Origin of the sequence: Dankookia rubra (genome assembly GCF_004355005.1) — a bacterium.
Lineage (GTDB): Bacteria > Pseudomonadota > Alphaproteobacteria > Acetobacterales > Acetobacteraceae > Paracraurococcus > Paracraurococcus ruber_A.
The window spans coordinates 23,691-43,476 of the sequence record NZ_SMSJ01000047.1; the positions used below are offsets into that span (position 1 = coordinate 23,691).

Consider the following 19,786-nt stretch of genomic DNA (forward strand, 5'->3'; position numbering starts at 1 on the left):
CTATTCCTTTGCTAGCCGATCCAGCACCTCGGCGAGTGCGACCCGCCAATCACGCCCTATGGTGGATGCTTCCTGATTCGCACGACGGCGAGGAACGTCTACCGCGAGTGCAACCGCGTCGCCGATCGCCGTCGACAGCGATGCCACATCGGGCTCTACACAGAAGATGTTGTCCGAGTATCGCTCCAGCGAGGTCTTCGCCTCCCATCGATTGGTCACCACAGCGGCGCCGCACATCGCCAACTCAAGCAGCGTAACGCTGGGGTGGGGCGCATAGGTTAAGCAAAGGCCGGCGTCCATCCGTTTGACCAGCTGGACGTAATCCGATCGAGACAGCCCAGCGACAACACGTGCCTCCATGCCCCGCGGCAGCGCGACTCGGTCATTGCCACCCACAAAATGTATCACCCAGCGATCCGGGTCGAGATGCCTGTCCTCAATCGCTGCAGCGAGCACCTCCAACCCCCGAAGGTACAGTTGCGGTGCGCGATTCGATCGGGCGTCGAAGAAGAAATTTAACTTCTCGGCCAGTCGAGGTGCAAAGTCCGGAATCCCAAAGGGGATGGCGGGCTCGAAGACGCAAGCACGCCGGGGTAGGTCGGCGACGCCACTGCCTCGAAGGTGGTCGAATAGCATGCTGGAATTGACCGCCATCCGTAGCTCCGGCTCGGCGAGCAGTTCAGCACAGCGCAGCCGCTCGTCACCTTGGCGGGAGAATAGGCGCTCGTCTTCCTGTACCAAGTAGGTCACGCGCTTTGGCCCAACGGCGTTCAGCATGGCACGTGTCGTTGGCCAGGATGTGCTGATAAATCGGTCCCCATCGGTCACATCCACCTGCCGCCGAGTGTCCCCGATGGGGGCGCATTCAAAGGTGATATTGGCTGCCCAGTTGACCCCATTGCTGTGAAGCACTTCGCGCACCCGATCAGGGGCGCTTGCTTCTTTTCGGGTGAGTAGCCGAAGGTCGCCGCCTAGCCGCTCTGCGAGTAGTGTAGCAAGGACAAGCCCGGTCGAGATGTTGCCGTCGAAAGTGTCCATATCTACATTGTCCGCCACCATCGTCACGCGGGGTCGGACCGATGTCGGCGTGCTGAAAGCCAGGAAAGGCTCGGCCTCGGGAAATGCGTGCGCCACAGCTTGCGCGGTCGTGGGCAAGGCTGCGGAGAATGCTAGTGAGTGCTCGACTGCCATCGTGATCGTGGCGGGTGCAGTCGGGGTTGATGCTACTTCAGGATGTACATGCGTCACGGCTTGCATTGCCGTAGACACGATCACGGAGGGTACCAGCGAGGACTCGGTCGGCGCCGGAGCCGCGTCGAGGGTAGGTGAGATCAAGGCTGCTTCAGGATCTACATGTGCCACGGTTTGGAGTGCCGTGGGTGCAGCCGTGGACGACGGCAGCAAGTGTTCGGTCGCTGCTGGAATCACCCCAGGCGCGACGGGGAAGAATGTCTGTTCAGCATAGCCGGCGCGCAGGAAATGCACCAATGGATTCACTCTTGCAGCCGCAACGTCTGGTCGGCGTGCGAGGTAGGTGGCGGTGTCAAACCTTGGCCCGGGATTACGCCGTTCCTGCGTGCCATGGCACAGAAAATGGATGATTGGATCGGTCCCGACCACATCGGGATAGGTCTGCAGATACCAAGCATGATCGAACAACGGCGAGCGGGACAGCATCCGTCGGTCCCGTCGTAGGCGTAGACGGCCCATCAGCCCGACATACGGCTGTGAGCCATCTATCCCGGCCAGCCGTAACGCGGGCGCTGCCAGCCGCCAAGCAGCTGAACCGCGCATCGCCGCCAACTCGGCGCCCAGGGCAAGTGCTGTCTTCCGGACGTCATCTGCGTCGTTTCGAGCATTATCCACCAAGCCCTGCAGCACTTGGGCTTGGTGACCGCTGACGACGAGGATCGCCTCCCGCTCTGCGGAGCTTGATGCAAGTGCCGCCTCCCGCTCCGCAAGGACGCTGCGCAAATCGGCAATGTCCTGTTGAGCAGCTTGAATCACTTGGTCGCGCTTGACGGCTTCTTCGAAGAGACGCCGCGCCTCTGCGGTCAGGCGCGACACTGCGGCAACGGCTTTGCCTTCTGAGGCTTTCGCGGTAACGACCTCGGCGCGTAGCCGCGCAGTCTGCTGCATATCGAGGATCTTGCCGCTTCGCAGCTGTTCATTGACCGCGGCTGTCGAATGCAGTTGGGCCAGAGTGGCCGCCTGCTGCTCTAACCGATGCTGAGCGGTGACAGCTGCACCGAGGCGGCTATAGGCCAACGAGACAGCCACGGCCGTCTCCTCCCGGCTTGTCGCACGGAAAAACTCGGCGATGGTGTTTGGTAACTGGGTCCCGACGCCTAGCACGCCCAACCCCGAGCCGTGCTGGAACGCGAAGCTCGGATACCGTTGCCGCATTTCTTCCCAAAAGCGCACAACGCCGAAATCGCTTTCTCGGACATTCACGTCATGAAACAGCACGATCGCCCGATCGCTTAACTTTGGTCGCCATGCCTCGTAGTCGTGGCGGACATCCTCATAGCGATGCTGTCCGTCGATATGCAGTAAGTCGATGGACCCATCATCGAACTGCGATAATGCTTCGTCGAACCGAGTTCGGATTAGGCTGGAGAAGCTAGAATAGCGCGGTTCGTGGTAGGCCTGCAGCGCAGCAAACACCTCTTCACTATACGTCCCGGTGTGCGCATCGCCGGCCCAGCTGTCGATGGCATAACTCTGACATGCAAGCCCAAGCCGCTGGATCGCCTGGCAGAACACCAAGTAGGAGAAGCCGTGGTGAGAGCCTAGCTCAACAAGCATCCGTGGCCGAGCGGCGGCAACAATCCAAAATCCAAACGGCGCATGCTCCAGCCAAGCGGACGGCACCAAACGATCAGGGAACCAGAACGACGGCTCGGCTAAAAAGCAGGTGGCCGCCTTGTCTGTCGCTTCAAACGAGTCAGATGTGGCGCGAATAGCCTGGGACACTATCATGCGCCTCCGTGAGCGATATTTTGTTCATGAGGTATCATGTGAATGCGCTTCCATATCAAGGGCTGTCAGGTCGCGCCAGTGGCAAGCCGCAACACCGCATTCTCTGCCCTACAGTTAGCTGATGGCCAGCCCACCAGAGGAGCTGATTCCAGGAGCGGTTCGACAGGTTGAGGTCTCGACCAAGGGCTTGGCACAGCATGTGGGGCCAGTGCCTCGCGGCAAGGCGCTAAGCATTGCCGCATCATCACACTCAGCCTTGGCGACACCATGATGCAGAGAGCCTACGACCTGCTCGGCGCATTCCGGGCAGCCCTTCCTACCGGAGGCGGGACCGTCAATCCTGCCTTTTCCACAATAACTGTGTCCCGGCGGAGTGTACCGCGCTTGGCTTATGCGGTGCGCCTGAAGGTCTTCTCCTGCCAGGCGGTATGCATGTCGACGGAGCTGCAATGACCGGTCTTCTCGATCAGCCATTCGGCGTTGTAGCGGGCGACGACGGCGCGGATGGCGTCGCGCACGTCGTCAATGGCCTCGAAGATGCGGCCGTGAATGGCCTGCTTTTCAGCGTGTGGAAGAGCCACTCGATGCAGCCGCGGGTCTCGGGCTCGGCGACAAAGGCGTAGCTCGGCGTCACGCTCCAGAACCACATCTGCTTTTCGAACACGTTGACCATGAAGTTGCTCCCATGGTCGTGGCGCAGTGCCAGACCATGGGCGGCGCCAGCCGTCCGATGGCCGAACTGCTGGCGCACGGCCGTGCCGAGCGCCTGGACGGCCTCGTAGCGGATGCGGCGCTTGGCGACATGCCAGCCCAGCATCTCGGCGTTCCAGTGCTCCAGGACCTCGAACAGCCAGATCTTGCCGTCCTGGACCGTGGTGACCTGGGTGGCATCGATCGCCCACATCACGTTCGGCGCCGCGGTGAAGATCTGACGCTCATGGCTCGTCGCCGACCCAGGGCCGAGTCCAATGCGGCGAGAGCAGGTGGTGCTCGCGCATCAGTCACAGGACCCGCTTGCGGGCAACCCGGATGCCATTCTGCGTCCGCAGCCGGGCCCAGACCTTGCGGTGCCCTCGCCGGTCCAGGGCGAGCGCGCTAGATCGGTCCGGATGGCCGGGAGCAGGTCAGCATCCGACACCACCGGCTTCGAGCCGTGGCGCGCGGGCACGGCAGACGTGCAGGTAGGATCCGGCGCCGGCCGACACATGGCGTAGAACGCCCACCCCGGGCCCTTCCAAACCCGGCAGATCCGCGCGCCGCCGTAACGGCGGCCATGTTGCACTTCACCATGCCGGGCTTCAATCAGACAAATTTATGTCCAGGAAAGCCGGGGGCAACTCATGCTAGCCAAAGCAGACCATTCAGTTCGGATGGTGCGGGCAGCTGCGCCTGCGTGAGTCCCGTCCAGGTCACGCTCGCATCAATGAAACCATCCCCATTCAAATCGGCATGTAAAGTAACACCACGATATTTTCCTAATCCATCCATCTCGATCCAGGTTTTCTTGCTCACACCAGGACGCCAACCCCAAATACATAGCTGTTCATCTTTTTGCCAATCGGATATAGTACTCCAGCTGGGCTGATTGCCTCGACCATCCAGGAAAAAAACGTCCCTCCCCTCCCCTCCGACTAAAAAATTCGAGCCTGTCCCACCGTCCAAAACATCATCACCCAGTCCGGCATCGATCGCATCGTCGCCACCCAGAGTATTGATAAAATCATTAAATCGCGTTCCCATGACAATATCACCATCGTTATTTGCAATTAGCTGCAAATTTAGATATTCAACAGGCCCATCATATGTGGTGCCGTTTACGTAATTCTGCTTCAGCGTAGTAGAATTGGTAATAGAATATTGGTAGAACGACAAAGTTTCATAAAGTGCTCTTATACCAATTATATCTGACTGGCCAAGATCATGTGTGCTATATAGTATAATTGGGTACATTACGGCTGAAATATCGTCAGCATGTCCAAGCCCCAGCGCATGCCCAATCTCATGCAATACAAGCGTATACAGGCTACTACCCGTGTCGCTGTAGATGAGCTCTCCTAGTGAGTTGAGAACAAGCGGGCGTTCTTCCGGATTTTCCAAGCGTACAATGACATCGGGTTGAATGATGTCTTTAATGTACCGTATAGACGCCTCACCAATTGTGCCTGCCGTTACGCCGAAATCTCCCCAGCCAATCCGGATATCAGCGGCGCTTGCTGGATCAGTTGCATCGGGAACTTCTTCGAAGCTCAACCCTGACACAGCCGCCCAGCGGGAAAACGCCTGCTCGAACAAGTGTTGCCATTCAACCTGGATGGTGCCCGAGAAAGGCGTACTGCTGTCTTCATTAAACGTTTGGTTTGCGAAGCTCCACGTGATGTGGCTATCGGGCCATTTTGGCCCTAGCAGCGTGTATGTATTCATTAGTACCTCCAGCCAATTCCGTGTGTCTGGAAAAGTCCGCAGGCTTTTTTTTGATGCGGCGTTGTAAAATCACTTAATCGTATTAATTATGAAATCGGCATAATTTGAATGATTTCGCCATTTAGTTTTTTTCTGCGGAATTTTTAAAACTTATAGGTGTAAATGAGTTCTTTTGCTGCCGGCATGCGAGGCTTTCCCTACTGGGCTTCGAAGCCGCAGCTTTTGCCTGTGGGACTTATGAGCGGGACCACCGGCTCCAAGCCAAACATCGCCGCTCTCGAGGGCGGGGAGGCGCTCGCGCGTGCGGCAGTCCACGCCCACAGCGTCGATTGTCGATGGACGGGCGGCGTTAATGACGGACCAGCCTCTCGACAGCCAACCATCCGCCGTCTTCAGCCCGTCAAGGGTGACCCATCCAGCACCAATCACACACCCGCCAGAATGTCGGGGCAGGTGTGGACGCTGTAAGCCGGAGTAGGCCGCGCGTTCGAGCCGCCGTGCCCCAGCGTGCCTTAGACGGAGCTTGGCCCTCCTGGGCCGCAGCGTTGGGACGCCGGATGCGGGTGAAGGAGGGTTGCCGCCGGAGGGGGCCTATTTCCGACGCAGGAAGGACAAGCTACGGGTTGAACCCTGCTCAACGGCGGACCCGTCATCGCTGAGGCTGATGCTACTGCTCAGTCCGCGCTAGGCTAGGGCGCAATCTCTCGCGGGGTATAGCCCCGTCACCTCCCTCCGCACTGGATGCTGCCGCCCTCAATGCACCGTCCCCTGCGCTCTCATCAGCAGCTCGTCGCCGGCATCGTCGCGGCGATCGCCGCGGGCCAGACCGACCTCGCTGACATCCTGGCCGCGGTGACCCCAGGCGGCGGCAAGTCGCTGCTGCCGGTGATCGCCGCGGCGCGGCTGATCGAGGCCGGCGTGGTCGACCGGATCTGCTGGATCGTGCCCCGCGACAGCCTGCGCCTGCAGGCCGAAGAGGCCTTCGCCGACCCGGCCTGGCAGAGCGCCCTCGGCCATGCTGTTTCGGTCCGCGCCGCCGAGAACGCGCCCGACCTCTGCCGCGGGCTGCAGGGCTACGTCACCACCTACCAGGGCATCGCCGCCCAGCCCGACCTCCACCTCGCCGAGCACCGCCGCCACCGCTACCTGCTGGTCGTCGACGAGGTGCACCACCTCCCCTCCCTGGCCGAGGTCGACCCGCTGGCACCTGATGACGAGGCGTCCTGGTCGCGCGCCATCCTGCCGCTGCTGGAGGCCGCACGCGTGCGGCTGCTGCTCTCCGGCACCCTGGAGCGGGCGGATGGCCGGGCGATCCTCTGGCTGCCTTACCGGCGCGGCAAGCGGGCCAAGACCCGGGAGGTGGCGCTCGAAGCGTCGGGCTGGGCGGTGGTGGGATACAGCCGTGCCCAGGCGCTGGCCGAGAAGGCGGTCCTGCCGGTCGACTTCGGCGCGCTGGACGGCGAGGCCGAATGGCTGGACGAGGAGCGCCGCCGGCTCGGGCCGCACCGCATCTCCGGCAGCCCCGAGGTCGCCAGGGCCGCCCTGTTCACCGCGCTGCGCACCGGCTTTGCCCGCGACCTGCTGCGGCGCGCCTTCGACGCCACCCGCGACTTGCGCGCGACCCGGCGCGCGCGCCTCGGCATTGGACCGGGCGAGGCCGCCATGGGGCTCGGCAAGCTGCTGGTTGTGGCGCCGGACCAGGAGAATGCCCGGCAGTACCTCGGTTGGCTCCGCGGCTGGGTGCCGCGGACCCAGGCCGAGCATGCGGTGCGCATCGCCACCTCGGACGAGCGGGACGCGCACGCGACGCTGGCCGCCTTCCGCCTGCGGCCGGAGCCCTCGATCCTGGTCACCTGCGCGATGGCCTATGAGGGGCTCGATGCACCCTCGGTCGCGGTCTGCGCCGCGCTGACCCACATCCGCTCGCGCGCTTGGCTTGAACAGATGATCGCCCGCGCCACCCGGGTCGACCCGGCAGCTGGCCCCTACCAGACGCAGTCCGCCCTGGTGCTCCACCCGGACGACCTGCTGTTCCGCCGCTTCCGGGAGCGGATCGAGCGCGAGCAGGGCACGCTCGCCCGCGACCGCAAGCCGCGCCGCCAGGGCGAGTTGCCGATCGACGATGGCCGCGAGCGCGCCGACCCCATCGTGCCGCTGGCTTCCAACGCCACCGCCCTTCGCTGGGAGCGGCTCGCGCCCGGGCCGGACTTCGCCGCGGCCCGGCCGGAGCAGCGCCTGGCCCAGCAGTCAGACCTGCTCGACCTGCCCTCCCGGCGCGAGCGCGCGTTGCGGCTGCAGGTAGGGCAGCTGGTCGCGGCGCAGGTTGTCGAGGACGAGGGCATGCTGCGCATCCCGCGCGGCGCGGGTGGGCATCACGCCTACTCGGCCGCACTCAAGCGGGTGATGGGCAAGGGTCGGGCAGTGATGTCGCTGGCCGAGCTGGAGGCCACCGTTGCCTGGCTCGAGCGCAACCGCCTCACCGACCATCTGCACCTGCTGGAGGGCGATGCCAAATACGCCTGGACCGCCCGCCAGCGACGGTTGGACCTCGGCATGGGCAAGCGGCCGAGAGAGCGAGCGTCCAAGCCGTCCTCCGCGTCAGCACCCTGACGCAACCACCGCAGGATGCGTCACTCGTCCCGGTGTCGCCTGGTCAGATCGCCTCCTTGAGCTCCTTGGCCGGGCGAAAGGCGATCTTCTTGCTAGCTTTAATCTGTATCGGCTCGCCGGTCGCCGGGTTGCGTCCCATCCGGGCGGCCCGCGCGCTCACCTGGAAAATGCCAAGGCCGGGGACGCGGATCTTGCTGCCCTGCTGCAGGTGCTCGGCCAGGCTTTGCACGAACTCACCCAGCATCGCCTCGACTTGGCGCTTTGGCAGATCCTGGCTCTCGGCCAGCCCAGCAGCCAGTTGCTTCAAGCTAATTGCCGCGGCGGTGGTGCCGCTCGTGGCGGCCTTACCACCATCGGTCTTGACCGGCACCCTGGCCTTGCTCGGCGCCGGTGCCTTGTCCCCTTTCGCCGAGGCGGCCGGCTTCTTGGCCGCCACTGTCTTTGTCGCTTTCGCCATCCGAGACTTCCCCATTTTTCCTAATGTACTGAAGCAGAGGCACATTCATCGTGTCACGGGCGAATTTGAAGACTCATCCTCCCGCCAGCATTGTCGCTACGGCCGATCTCCGACAAAGTCTCGCCGCTCTCCGGTAGCCCGATCGCCTCGCGTCGTTGGTGCGACGTGAGCTTGAGTTGCTCCAGCGACATCAGGCGCGAGGTTCCATCTCGCTGCCTGCATCGATGTCGCACGCGGTCGCGCACCCACCTCCGTGTCAGCCTGCGCGACCTGCGTAGTCGGCTGTGCCAGTGCGCCCCGTGAGACGGGTCACCGCCTCCTGGAGGCTGCGGGTACCTTCCAGGATATTCACTGCCGGTCAGGCAAACCAGAGCATGCCGTCAGCATGCGCAGTCGTTGGGACCGGAACCTGTTCAGGGCTGAGTCCCGTCCAGGTAATGCTGGTATCGGTGACGTCGTCGCCGTTCAGGTCGGCTTGCAGCGTCGCACCTTCGTAGCCGGCGGTGCCCGCATGCTCGACCCAAGCCGCCTGGCTGACGCCGGGTTGCCAACCTCGAAGCCCCAGGTGGTCGCCTGCTTGCCAATCGGTGATGGTGCTCCAGGACACCTTGCCGCCACGGCCATCAACGTAGAACTCGTCATTGCCGCCACCGCCGAGGAGGAAGCTCGAGCCGCTACCGCCATCCATGATGTCGTTACCGGCCAGTCCGCTTGCGGCATCGTCGCCTGCGCCGAGATCCAGATAGATCTGGGTAAATGCGCCAGTGTAGTCGTACGTCAATTTGGTCGCCAACGCGGCGGCAAAGGTAGGATCGGCCGCCGCAGCGCCAGCTGCGTCAAATAGTGAGAAGCTGACCACATCATCGCCGTCACCAGTGTTGGCGCGGAACGCATTGGACCAGTCATCATTATTGCTGAGGACTCGAACGTCGATGCGATCGGCACCCTCCCCCATCACTAAGTTGGCGCGCTTCACGCCGTCGAGCTCAACCGTCGAGCCTTGGTCCGAACCGAGGCCGACAACCGCGTCGATATGGACAAATCCCGAGAAGGTCAGGTGAGCGGGAGCGTCGGCGGTGACAGACGCGTTCTTCACGCTGTTCCAGGCGCCAGAAACGTCGTAGGTGGTGTGCTCGCTGTCGGTGCCGAACCCCGTCGTCGTCACCGTGACGCCGCCGTTGAACAGCGCCGTCGTGCCGTCCGACGCCGGCGTGAATGGCTCGGAGGACAGGGCGTCCGGCAGGGGCGCCATGAGGGCCGCAGCGTTCGGCAGCAGGGCAGGATTCGTGCCCGGCAGAATGCTTTGATGGTCAAAGCCAACGATGCCAAAGGTAGCCGATTGCTTCATGAGAGTGGTCGCGCTCCGCATTTTGCTGTCCGGCACCATGCATCAGGCAACCGGATCGCGGAGAATTGTAAAAGATAGATTGGTTCATAGTTAACGCGCCTCGGAGGGGCCAGCTAGGCCCCAGCCCGCCAACTGAAAACGGTCAAACACCGACCATGCCACCCATGCTGTCGTCTGACGTCATATGATATCATATGATATCATATGACAGCATGTGACAGCTAATCCAATCCTAGCGCCTTTCGGCGTTCGATTTTCTCGACCTCGGCCGCTACCGCTGGACCCAGCACATCAATGATGAATTGATTCATCGATCTCTTGCCGTTATCCGCGATATGAAGCAGCTGAGCGTGCAAGGCCTCACTGAGCCGCAGCGTCACCGGCTGCATGCGCTCCTTCCGCGGCCTGCGAGGAATCATCTCGGTTGCCGGCGTCGACCGCAGCGGCTCCACCGTTGTGGGTGGCTCCGCGTTTACCAAAGCCGGCCGATTCGATGCGTCGGCTGCCCCTCCCCCTGCCCCCGGATCAGCGCCTTCAACGAAGGCCTTGGCTGCTGGGCTATCCAGCGCCTCGAAGCGTCGGCTGTTAGGCGGCCGCGCCGACGGTGCCGGCGGTGTACTCATGTCCGGTGATCTCCTTGTAGAGCGCGGCAGTCTCGCCGCAGGCATTGGCGTCGACGACGCCCCGCAACACCGACGGCTCCCAGGCCGTCAGGCCGAATTCTTCGTTGTCTTGGAAAACGGTCCGCTCGACGATCACGGTCTCCAGCACCGCTAAGTTTGCGAAAGCGGCTGAATGTAGGCGCTCGACCGTGGTCACGACCTTGCGCCGCCGCAGCGCCGGGTTGCCCGGGGCCCGGTTCAGGAGCACTGCAGCCTGTAAATCGGGATTGGACAGCCGGGCCTCGCCAACCAGCTGGTCGACCTTCTCGAGCGTCCACCAATTGAAGGCCGAGAGGTTAATCGGAACAATAACACGGTCAGAGACCAACATTGCCAACCGAAGCTCGACGGAATCGCGCCCGCCAGTATCGATCACTAGGTCGGTGTAGCGATCAGCCAGGCCGCGCACTTCATGTGCCAACCCCTTCCCCAACTTCTGCACGCCAGCGACACGCGGCTCAGCGCCGTGTCCGTCCCGCGCCGCGGTGAAGTTTGTGGCGCTGCCCTGCGGGTCAGCGTCTACGAGCAAAGGGTCTCGCCCCATGGCTCGCAACATGAAAGCGAGGTGGACCGAGAGGGTCGATTTGCCGACACCTCCCTTTTCCCCGCCAAATGTCAGGATCATCCCCCTGTTCCCCGATTGAACGGCGGGGAGCCTACAAGCAATAGGACATGATTTACAACGACCTCGCATGATGTAACATGCATGCATACAGTGTCATATGCATACGCTTGCAACCACATGACGTCATGTGACATCGCGTGAAACGACGTCATGACATGTGCTGGCCTATGAAAGATCATGCCATAATAGCCCTGCATGAGATGTCGCATTCTGTCGTTTCCTGTGAAGGAAAGTTAGGTGCATCTACATGCAGCATTCGAAATAGTGCCGATTTCGCCCCGGCCTATTCGCCGATACGGAGCCAAGATTTGTTGGAGCGTGCCTGCTGTTCCGGTATTTTGGGGCATGACTGCTGGGAACAGGTGCGAGATTTTTACCGACGCAACGTGGACGTTTTGGGAGCCGCTGATTGAGGCGGTTCGCCCGCATGGCAAGGTGCCACCGAAGGAGCTACGGCGGACTATCTCGGCGATCTTCTGGCGGCACCAGAATGGGGCGAAGTGGCGCAGCATTCCGACAGAACTCGGTCCGTGGTGGCTGGCAGCGCAACTGTTCATCCGGTGGGCTCAACTGGGCGTCTGGGAGCGCCTACTACAGCAGGAACTGGTTCAGCAGCGCGGGGTCGCGCTCGGCATGACCTTCCTTGATGTCGCGGACATTCGTGCCCATCAAAACAGGGCAGGGGCGAAAACTAGCGGAACAGTCAGGAGCGAGATCTGCGCGAGGAGCTTGGCCGCTCTCGCGGCGGCAATGAGACTCAGGGCAGCGTGACTGCCAGCGGCCGCAGCCGGGCCGTGCCTATTGCTTTACCGTCACGACAAGTGCGCGATAGGCCCATGACACTGGACCTGCCCGACGGCGACCAAGCGGGCAAGGCCGGCAAACCGTGCCCCCCGGCACCGGCCTCAAGGTGTCTTTGGTTTGCCATCTGCACTCTGAGCTGGGCCGCGGCCGCCTCGAGAGCTATCCCGTCGCCCTCGCGGTAGCCTCGACTGTTGGCATCCGGAGGTACGGTCCCGGAGGTCGATTTAAACCTACCTGAGACGCGGCGACGCGGTGTGGGGTTAAGCGGGGCATGTAGGGTCTATGCGCCTCGCAGACATCCTGTTCCTTCTGCATTTCGATTTTTTGGTGACTTGAATCAGTCGGTGTGGGGTTAAGCGGGGCCTTCAAACAGACCGCCACGTTTTAAACAGGCCTGCTTTCAGCCCTTGGATAGGAGCCATATTGCTTGCCCGCTTAACCCCACACCGCGTAAGTGTTTGTTTTAACGAGAAACCCACTCAGAATCCGACCTCCTCTTCGACTTACCCACAGTTATCCCGTGGGGAGAAGCGAGGAAGGCCGAGTCGTCCACATTGCCACCAAGTTATCCCGTGGGGGAAAGCGGGCGAAGTGTGGGGGTAAGCGGGCGAAACCAAGTTCTCCCGTGGGGAGAAGCGGGATACTCAACTAGTAAGAATCAAATATCTTGCAACTAAGGCACCGCTTAACCCCACACTTGACCTGAGGATGTCTATGCCGGCAGGTTGCCACTCGCTGCTATGGATGTGGTTATGGTCGACGAGAGTGTCCATCAGCTTGTGCTTCTCCACGGGTGGAAGAAGGCTCGTGAGCTGGCAACAGCCAAGCGCAAGCATCTCGTGGACATCGCCGCCGAGGTCATGGCCGATGAGGTCGGCCGGATCGGCATCACCTATGCGGGTTTTTGTCTCACCAGCCTGCCGCATAAGCGGCTTGCCGATGGGGAAGTTTGGCAGAAACGCGGTCATCGAGTGACGCTCCTGGTCGAACCAGGCAGCATGCAGGTCGCTGGGCAGATCAAGCCGTTTGGCATTCCATACGGTGCGCGGGCTCGGCTGATCTTGCTATACCTGCAAAGCGAAGCCACCCGCACCGGGTCCCGCGAGGTTGAGATCGGCAAGAGCATGCGCGCCTGGATGGAGCGGATGGGTCTTGCCGTAGGTGGTGAAACCGCGAAGGCACTTCGCGAGCAGGCCGCACGCATTTCAGCATGTTCATTGAAATTCTTCTGGGAAGGGGAGGGAGCTTCAGGCTGGAAACGCGGTGGGATCATCTCCGCCGGTCTGCGATTCCATGCCGAAGACATGCCCGAGCAGCCGAGGCTCTGGGAAGATAAGGTGATCCTTGATGAGCTGTTCTGGGAGGCACTGAAAAGCCATCCCGTCCCTTTGCGGGAAGCGGCGCTGCGAGAGTTAAAAGACCGCAGCATGTCGCTCGATCTCTACGTTTGGTTAGCCTATCGCCTGCACCAATTGGAAAAGCCGACACCAATCCGCTGGGCAGCGCTGCTGGCGCAGTTTGGTGGCGGCTACAAAGATCCTTCACACTTCCGCCCGCGCTTCCGCGATGCTCTGGCTGCATCGCTGGCGGCATATCCCGAAGCGCGCGTCTCCGTCGGAGACGACGGTATCACTCTCAATCCTTCAGCACCTCCCGTCCCCCACAGACGATCGCTGGACGCTCTCTAAGAGAGGCCCGCACGCCGCCACTGCGTGGCAGCTCCCAGGTCTCAAGCACGACGGCGAGATGGAGGGCATCGGCTACCCACCGGGATGAACGCGATGTCGGCAACCAGCCGTTAGTCGCAACGGTTGGCGGCGAGGTCGCAATCCACCAAGTTCAGCGCCGGCCAGCTGCCACCGTTGCGGGGGGGGGCGTTAACGGCCTACCGCGCCGAAGATCGCGTGCAGGAGCTGAAATCTACCATAGCGGCGCCGCACCCATATCGGCTCGCGCCGCCAGTTTGGCCGGCAAAGCAAGCCGCCACTCGAGAGAGAATGTCGCGCTCCTGGCGCGGTTGCTTGGTCTCGCACCGGCCTGCCAGCCAGCGACAACTACCCAGTTCTAAATGCCTGAGCGGAGGACTCGAGCTTGCGGGCAAAGTCGGTCGGGTCGCGGCTGGCGCGGGCCCGCATAGCCATCTGGCACCGGAACTTCGGCGCATAGGCAGGGTGGGTCGGGGGGGCACCTCGCGCGAAAGCTGAGTCAATGCCCACCAAAGCGGGATAGCCCCGAAAATGCGATAGCAGTTACAGGCTGCTCCGGCACATCTGGGGCTCGATAGGACGACAGTTGCTCACACGAGGCGCTGCTGGCGACCGCCATCATCCCCGTCTTCGCTATCGCCATCCTGGTCCAGGCAGTGGCCCGATCTGCTGCGATGCAGGATCTTGATAAAACTTATGGTTAAATATAAGTGGGAAAAATCACCCTTTCGGAGCATCCCTTCGGATATTGTCGATGCCTTCTATCGTAATACTGTAACGAGCGAGAGCCCGATCATGCGCGCTTGGATCCTGGGTTATCTCTCGCTGAGCCTGTTGACTGTAGCGTTGTTCATTCATGCGCCGCCCGAAGATGGGGACTGAGCCATAGCTCCTCGCTGAAACACCGCTGAGGTGGCCCTTGAGTCTCGGAGAAGCGGTTCAGCGCGGTTCGCTTACGAGAAGGACAGACCCGGATGATGGGCAAGCGGACGCCGACAACAGCCTGAGTTGCCCGGCGCGTCAGGCGGCGGCGAACAGCTCCTCTACATCAGACTCGGTCAGCCTTAACGCCCCGCCATGCTCCGCTTCCAGCACGGACGCGACCAGCGTGCGCTTGCGCTCTTTCAGCACCTCCATCTTCTCCTCGATGGTGCCGAGCGTGATCAGCCGGTGCACGAAGACCTGTTTGTCTTGGCCGATCCGATGGGCGCGGTCCGTCGCCTGATCCTCAACCGCTGGGTTCCACCACGGATCATAGTGCACCACCGTGTCCGCCGCGGTCAGGTTCAGACCGACGCCGCCAGCCTTCAGGCTGATTAGGAAGACCGACACCTCACCGGCCTGGAAGCGGCGCACTGGTGCCGCGCGGTCTTTGGTGTCGCCGGTCAGCAGCACGTAAGGGATGCCGAGCTTTCGCAGCGCTGCTTCGATCAGCGCCAGCATGCTGGTGAATTGGGAGAAGATCAGCACGCGCCGCCCCTCGTCGAGCAATATGCCGAGCAGGTCCAGCAGCCGCTCCAGCTTGGCCGAGCCAGCCTTCTGCGCCGACTTCAGCGCCAGCAGCCGCGGGTCGCAGCAGGCCTGGCGCAGCTTCAGCAACGCATCCAGGATGATGATGCCGGAGCGCGCCAAACCCTTCTCGGCGACCGCCTGCTTGACCCTGGCGTGCATCGACAGCCGGATTGCTTCGTAGACCGCACGCTGCGTCGCTGCCATCTCCACCGGCTCGGTGATCTCGGTCTTGGGTGGCAACTCGGTCGCCACCTCCTCCTTGGTCCGGCGCAGCAGGAAGGGTCGCACGCGGCGATGTAGCGCCGCCTGCCGCTCCACATCGCCGTGTTTCTCGATCGGCGTGCGGTAGCGGCTGCGAAAGCTCCGGGCGTTGCCCAGGAAGCCTGGTGCCAAGAAATCGAACAGCGACCAGAGCTCGCCCAGGTGGTTCTGCAGAGGCGTACCGGACAGGCAGAGCCGCTGCCGCGCGCGCAGCTGCAGCGCCTGCCGCGAGGTTTCGGCGTTCGGGTTCTTGATAATCTGCGCCTCGTCCAGCACAACCACGTGCCAATCCTGCGCCGTCAGCGCCGCCTGATCTCGGGTCAGCAGCGGGTAGGTGGTCAGCACCAAGTCATGCGCCGCAATCTCGCCGAAGCGGGTCTTCCGGGCCGGCCCATGCAGTGGCAGCACCCGCAACCTGGGTGCGAAGCGCGCCGCCTCTCGTAGCCAGTTCGGCACTAGGCTGGTCGGGCAGACAATCAGCGCCGGTCGGTCCAGCCGTCCAGCCGCCTGCTCGATGGCAAGGTGCGCCAGGGTCTGCACCGTCTTGCCGAGGCCCATGTCGTCCGCCAACACCCCGCCCAGCCCGGCGCCGCGCAGGAATTGCAGCCAGGCAACGCCTTGCGCCTGGTAGGGCCGGAGTGTGCCCATGAAATCCGCCGGCAGTTCGGCCGGCGGGATCGCCCCTTCCGCCGCGCGGAGCTGAGCGCCAAGCACCCGCAGCGCCTCCCCGCCTTGCCAAGCAAGGCCGGATCCTGCCTCGATCCCAGCCAGCTCCGCCGCATCCATCCGGGTAAAGCCAATGCGCCCCGCCCCCGGATCGAGCCCCCCGCCTTCGACCAGCTCGATCAGGGAGTGGAGGATCGGCAGGATCTGCTCCCGTGACAGGGTGAGCAGCCGCCCATCGGGCAGTGGCAGCAGGACCGGTCCCTCGGCAAACTCCTCCGGTGCCACCCCGGTGGCGATCAGGTCGAGCAGCACGGGAACGAGGTCCACCCGCTGCCCAGCAATCGTCACGCCGAGATGCAGGTCCAGCCAGTCAATGCCGGAGCCTTCCAGCCGCGCCTCCAACGGGCTGTCGGCCTCGACCAAACGGATGGGGAAATCGGCGGCGACCTCCACATCCCAGCCATCCGCCTGCAGCGCCGGGACCTCCTCCTGCAGCACGAAGAGCCAGTCGGGGTCATCCTCCGTCTCGTCGTCCAGCAGGAAGGCGTCGGCGCCGCCGGACGCACTGAATGGTGGCGTCATCCTCGTGGCCACGAAGCCAATGCCCAGTAGGCGCGCCACCACCGCACGCTCTGCCGCCGTGTCGCGCCGCACTTGATAGAGCCGCCCGTCGCGCGCGACCACATCTGCGCCGGGCCGCGCTTGGGCGTCAGCCGTGCGCATGTCATGCGCCACCAGCAGCGGCCCATAACGGAAGCCGAGCCGTGCCAGGGGAAAGTCCACCTCTGGCCGCATGAGGCCTTGGCCGTAGCCGCGCATGGCATAGGCCGGCAGCCTGCCGGCGGTGAGAAGCAGCCGCGGCACCGGCGGGCCGGACAGCGTTTCCGGTGGGTCGAGCGTCGCTGGCAATGCCATCGCTGGGGCTGCGAGCCGCCGTCCCAACTCGGCTGCGACCAGGGGCGCCACCCCGGGCGGGATGGGCGGCGCGAGCAGTAGCCGTGCCGCGACATGCGCCGACACACCGAGATTGAGGACGCCCAGCTCACCGCTGGTCGGGTCGGCGTACCAGGGGGATGGCAAGGCGAGGCCGAGCAGTCCTTCGTCCACTTCCAGCACGGGGCGCTGGCACCCGTCCGTCTCCAACCGCCAGACAAGCCTGCCCGGCCGCGCGGGGCCCTCCCGCAGCGGGACCCCATCTGCCGCAGCCCAACGGCCCCGGCCGGTGGCGATGATCCGGCGCAGCAGATCAGGCGGGTCCGTATCCCGGAGCATGCCTTCAGGCGCGTAGCGCAGCAGGTCGGTCCGCCGCAGGATCGCCCGGTCCGAGGGGCGCAGGTAGCGCGCCGTCCCCGCCTGCGCCTGGACGCCCTTGCCGGTCCCGTAGCTGCCATCCTTTCGCAAGGTGACCGAGAAGGCCGCGACGTTTAGCGAGACGTGCCCCACCGGCCGGGCAAGCGGCGCGACGACGTAGATGACACGTTGGCGAATGTCCGCGGGGTAGGCCTCCGGGTCCGCCTCGTCGATCGCGCCGAGCTGGCGCAGCCAGTCGGCGACCTCGGGCGGCAATACTGGCTCGGCCAGGGTCGCGGCGGGCGGCAGGGCGGGACGTGGCACGTCGCTGCGTTCGCGCCGAGCAGCGAAGAGCGCCGCAGCGACGTGCTTACAGTCGAGCCCGACCGGGCAGCTGCATATGCCGTCGAAATCGGCACCGCCGTCGCGTCGTGGCCGCAGCGTGATGCGCAGGACGTAGGGCCGCGTTGCCGTGCCTTTCACCGCCGCCTCGATCACGCTCCCGTCGGCGGAGGCGGTAAGGCGGCGCACTGCGCCGCGCGCCGCATAGGCACGGCCGGCTTCGACTGCCGGGCGTGAGAGGGTGCGGAGCATTGCCGCGTCATCGGGCAGGGGAGGCAGGGCGGAGATCGGCATCACAGCCATCCTGTCGATGCGGCCGGATGAAGACCATGCTCGGCCGGTACCGCCTCATGGTTCCACGATTGCAATCCAGCCGCGCAGGCCCAGCGGGCGAATCATTTGCGGCGAACATGTCAGCACAAGGTGCTTCCATTGTCCCGGTAAGCGCACCCATGGCAACTGCAGAGGCCTTCCAGCCCTTTCTTCTACCATGCACTTTCCATAATTCAGAATCGGTCGGGAGGCGCTGTAGACGCAAAGTTAAAGTGTCCGGCCTGAGCAAAGTAGAACTGTCAGCCTCCTCTCCCCGAGCACGCCTGGGCTGGGAGGGTGGCGATGGGCTGGATCGCAATGAGCAAGAAAGACCTGCACCGCTTCGAGGTTCTGAGCGAGGTGGTCAGCGGCCACCGCAGCGTTACCTTGGCGGCGACGATGCTGGAGATCAGTCCACGCCAGGCGCACCGCCTCCTGAGCCGCTTGCGGGAGGGCGGACCCGGCACCCTCGCTCACCGGGCCCGTGGGCGCCCGTCCAACAATCGTTTGTCCGGGGTGCAGCGCCAGAAAGCTCTGGCGCTGATCCGCGAGCGCTACGGTGACTTTGGGCCCACGCTGGCAGCCGAGATGCTGGCCATGCACCACGGCCTGACAGTCTCGCGCGAGACGCTGCGGCACTGGATGGCCGAATCCGGCCTGTGGCAGCCGCGCCGGCAGCGACGCCAGTTTCATCCGCCCCGGTTGCGGCGCGAGCATCTCGGTGAGCTGGTGCAGATCGACGGCAGCGAGCATCGCTGGTTTGAGGACCGGGCAGACCCCTGCACCCTGCTGGTCTTCATCGACGATGCGACCGGCCGGCTGATGCAGCTGCGCTTTGTGGCGTCGGAGAGTGCCTTCTCCTACTTCGCCGCTCTGGAGGGCTACCTGGGAGACCACGGTCGGCCGATCGCGTTCTGTTCGGACAAGCACTCGGTGTTCCGTATCACCCGGACGGAGGCCCGCCATGGCCAGGAAATGACCCAGTTCGGCCGGGCGCTGGCCGAGCTGAACATCGAGATCCTCTGTGCCAACTCCAGCCAGGCCAAGGGTCGGGTCGAGCGGGTGAACCGGACGCTGCAGGACCGCTTGGTGAAGGAGCTGCGGCTGGCCGGCATCAGCGACACCGATGCTGGCGATGCGCACCTGCCGGGCTTTGTGGAGCGCTTCAACAGCCAGTTCGCTGTCGCCCCTGCCCGGTCTGCGAACCGCCATCGGCCACTGGAGGTCAGCCCGGAGCGGCTACGCGAGATCCTGTGTCACCGCGAGCAGCGCCATGTCGGGCACCAGCTGACCCTGTGCTACCAGCGCAAGCGGATCATGCTGCAGGAGACGCCGGTGACGCGTGGCCTGGTTGGGCAGTACGTCGACACCTACGCCTTCCCGGATGGCAGCCTGGAACTGCGCTGGCAGGGCATTCCCCTGTCCTACACCGCTTTCGACAAGGACCAGCGAGTGCAGCACGCGGCCATCGTCGAGAACAAGCGGCTGGGTGAGGCACTGCGCTACGTGCAGGAACTGCAAGCCTCTCTCCCGGCACCGCGGGTCAAGAGCAACGCCGAGAAGAGTGGGTACCAGCGACGAGGTCTTGCCTCGCGCCGAGGCCAGAGCTTCCTCGAAAAGCGCGCCGCAGATAGGGCGGATCGGGCTGGACCCTGACACTTCTACTTTGCCGCAAACCCTATTGATCCGGCCTGGGCGGTCTTGAAGGCGAGTAGGATCCGTCCAGGTTGGGGGCATGAAGCATGTGGACATGCGCAAGCTGCCGGCGGCGGCGCAAGAGGAACGTCG

Annotated in this window: 11 protein-coding genes and 1 pseudogene; 4 read left to right on the forward strand and 8 right to left on the reverse strand. The window is 63.5% G+C overall.

Annotation, left to right across the window (positions count from 1 at the left end; translation table 11 throughout):
* The 3 genes from E2C06_RS24375 to E2C06_RS39710 form a co-directional block, all read right to left on the reverse strand.
* Positions 1 to 2,976, reverse strand: a complete 2,976-nt coding sequence (locus tag E2C06_RS24375) for a rhamnosyltransferase WsaF family glycosyltransferase (protein WP_206664676.1) — start codon at positions 2,974 to 2,976, stop codon at positions 1 to 3.
* Between the two features lie 472 nt (positions 2,977 to 3,448).
* The gene (locus tag E2C06_RS24380) at positions 3,449 to 3,886 is read right to left on the reverse strand and encodes a DDE-type integrase/transposase/recombinase (protein WP_133291195.1); all 438 of its coding nucleotides are present in this window, start codon (positions 3,884 to 3,886) and stop codon (positions 3,449 to 3,451) included.
* A 434-nt stretch (positions 3,887 to 4,320) separates the two neighbouring features.
* Positions 4,321 to 5,403 carry a matrixin family metalloprotease gene (locus E2C06_RS39710; protein WP_133291196.1) on the reverse strand — a complete coding sequence of 361 codons (1,083 nt, stop codon included), beginning with the start codon at positions 5,401 to 5,403 and terminating at the stop codon, positions 4,321 to 4,323.
* 756 nt (positions 5,404 to 6,159) lie between these two features.
* Between E2C06_RS39710 and E2C06_RS24390 the strand changes: the two genes are divergently transcribed.
* Complete coding sequence (locus E2C06_RS24390) at positions 6,160 to 8,013, forward strand: DEAD/DEAH box helicase (protein ID WP_241671448.1); 1,854 nt, start codon at positions 6,160 to 6,162, stop codon at positions 8,011 to 8,013.
* Between the two features lie 43 nt (positions 8,014 to 8,056).
* On the opposite strand, the gene E2C06_RS24395 is transcribed toward E2C06_RS24390, so the two are convergent.
* The 4 genes from E2C06_RS24395 to E2C06_RS24410 form a co-directional block, all read right to left on the reverse strand.
* Entirely contained in the window at positions 8,057 to 8,470 is a 414-nt protein-coding gene (locus E2C06_RS24395; RefSeq protein WP_133291198.1) for an HU family DNA-binding protein, read from the reverse strand.
* 358 nt (positions 8,471 to 8,828) lie between these two features.
* The gene (locus tag E2C06_RS24400) at positions 8,829 to 9,857 is read right to left on the reverse strand and encodes a hypothetical protein (protein ID WP_133291199.1); all 1,029 of its coding nucleotides are present in this window, start codon (positions 9,855 to 9,857) and stop codon (positions 8,829 to 8,831) included.
* A 182-nt stretch (positions 9,858 to 10,039) separates the two neighbouring features.
* Positions 10,040 to 10,207 (reverse strand): toxin-antitoxin system HicB family antitoxin, encoded by a 168-nt coding sequence (locus E2C06_RS37870; protein WP_165982630.1) that lies wholly within the window; start codon positions 10,205 to 10,207, stop codon positions 10,040 to 10,042.
* A 196-nt stretch (positions 10,208 to 10,403) separates the two neighbouring features.
* Positions 10,404 to 11,105 carry a ParA family protein gene (locus E2C06_RS24410; RefSeq protein WP_165982631.1) on the reverse strand — a complete coding sequence of 234 codons (702 nt, stop codon included), beginning with the start codon at positions 11,103 to 11,105 and terminating at the stop codon, positions 10,404 to 10,406.
* Between the two features lie 369 nt (positions 11,106 to 11,474).
* Here E2C06_RS24410 and E2C06_RS24415 point away from each other — a divergent pair.
* Positions 11,475 to 11,962, forward strand: a pseudogene (locus E2C06_RS24415) (transposase); the annotation flags it as partial.
* A gap of 699 nt (positions 11,963 to 12,661) precedes the next feature.
* On the forward strand, positions 12,662 to 13,597 hold the full coding sequence (locus tag E2C06_RS24420) for a replication protein RepA (protein ID WP_133291202.1): 936 nt from the start codon (positions 12,662 to 12,664) through the stop codon (positions 13,595 to 13,597).
* A 1,038-nt stretch (positions 13,598 to 14,635) separates the two neighbouring features.
* Here the strand turns inward: E2C06_RS24420 and E2C06_RS24425 are convergent.
* Positions 14,636 to 17,980: a DEAD/DEAH box helicase gene (locus E2C06_RS24425; protein ID WP_165982632.1), complete on the reverse strand. Its 3,345-nt coding sequence runs from the start codon at positions 17,978 to 17,980 to the stop codon at positions 14,636 to 14,638.
* 321 nt (positions 17,981 to 18,301) lie between these two features.
* Between E2C06_RS24425 and E2C06_RS24430 the strand changes: the two genes are divergently transcribed.
* Positions 18,302 to 19,654: an ISNCY family transposase gene (locus tag E2C06_RS24430; protein ID WP_133291204.1), complete on the forward strand. Its 1,353-nt coding sequence runs from the start codon at positions 18,302 to 18,304 to the stop codon at positions 19,652 to 19,654.
* Positions 19,655 to 19,786 lie beyond the last annotated feature (132 nt).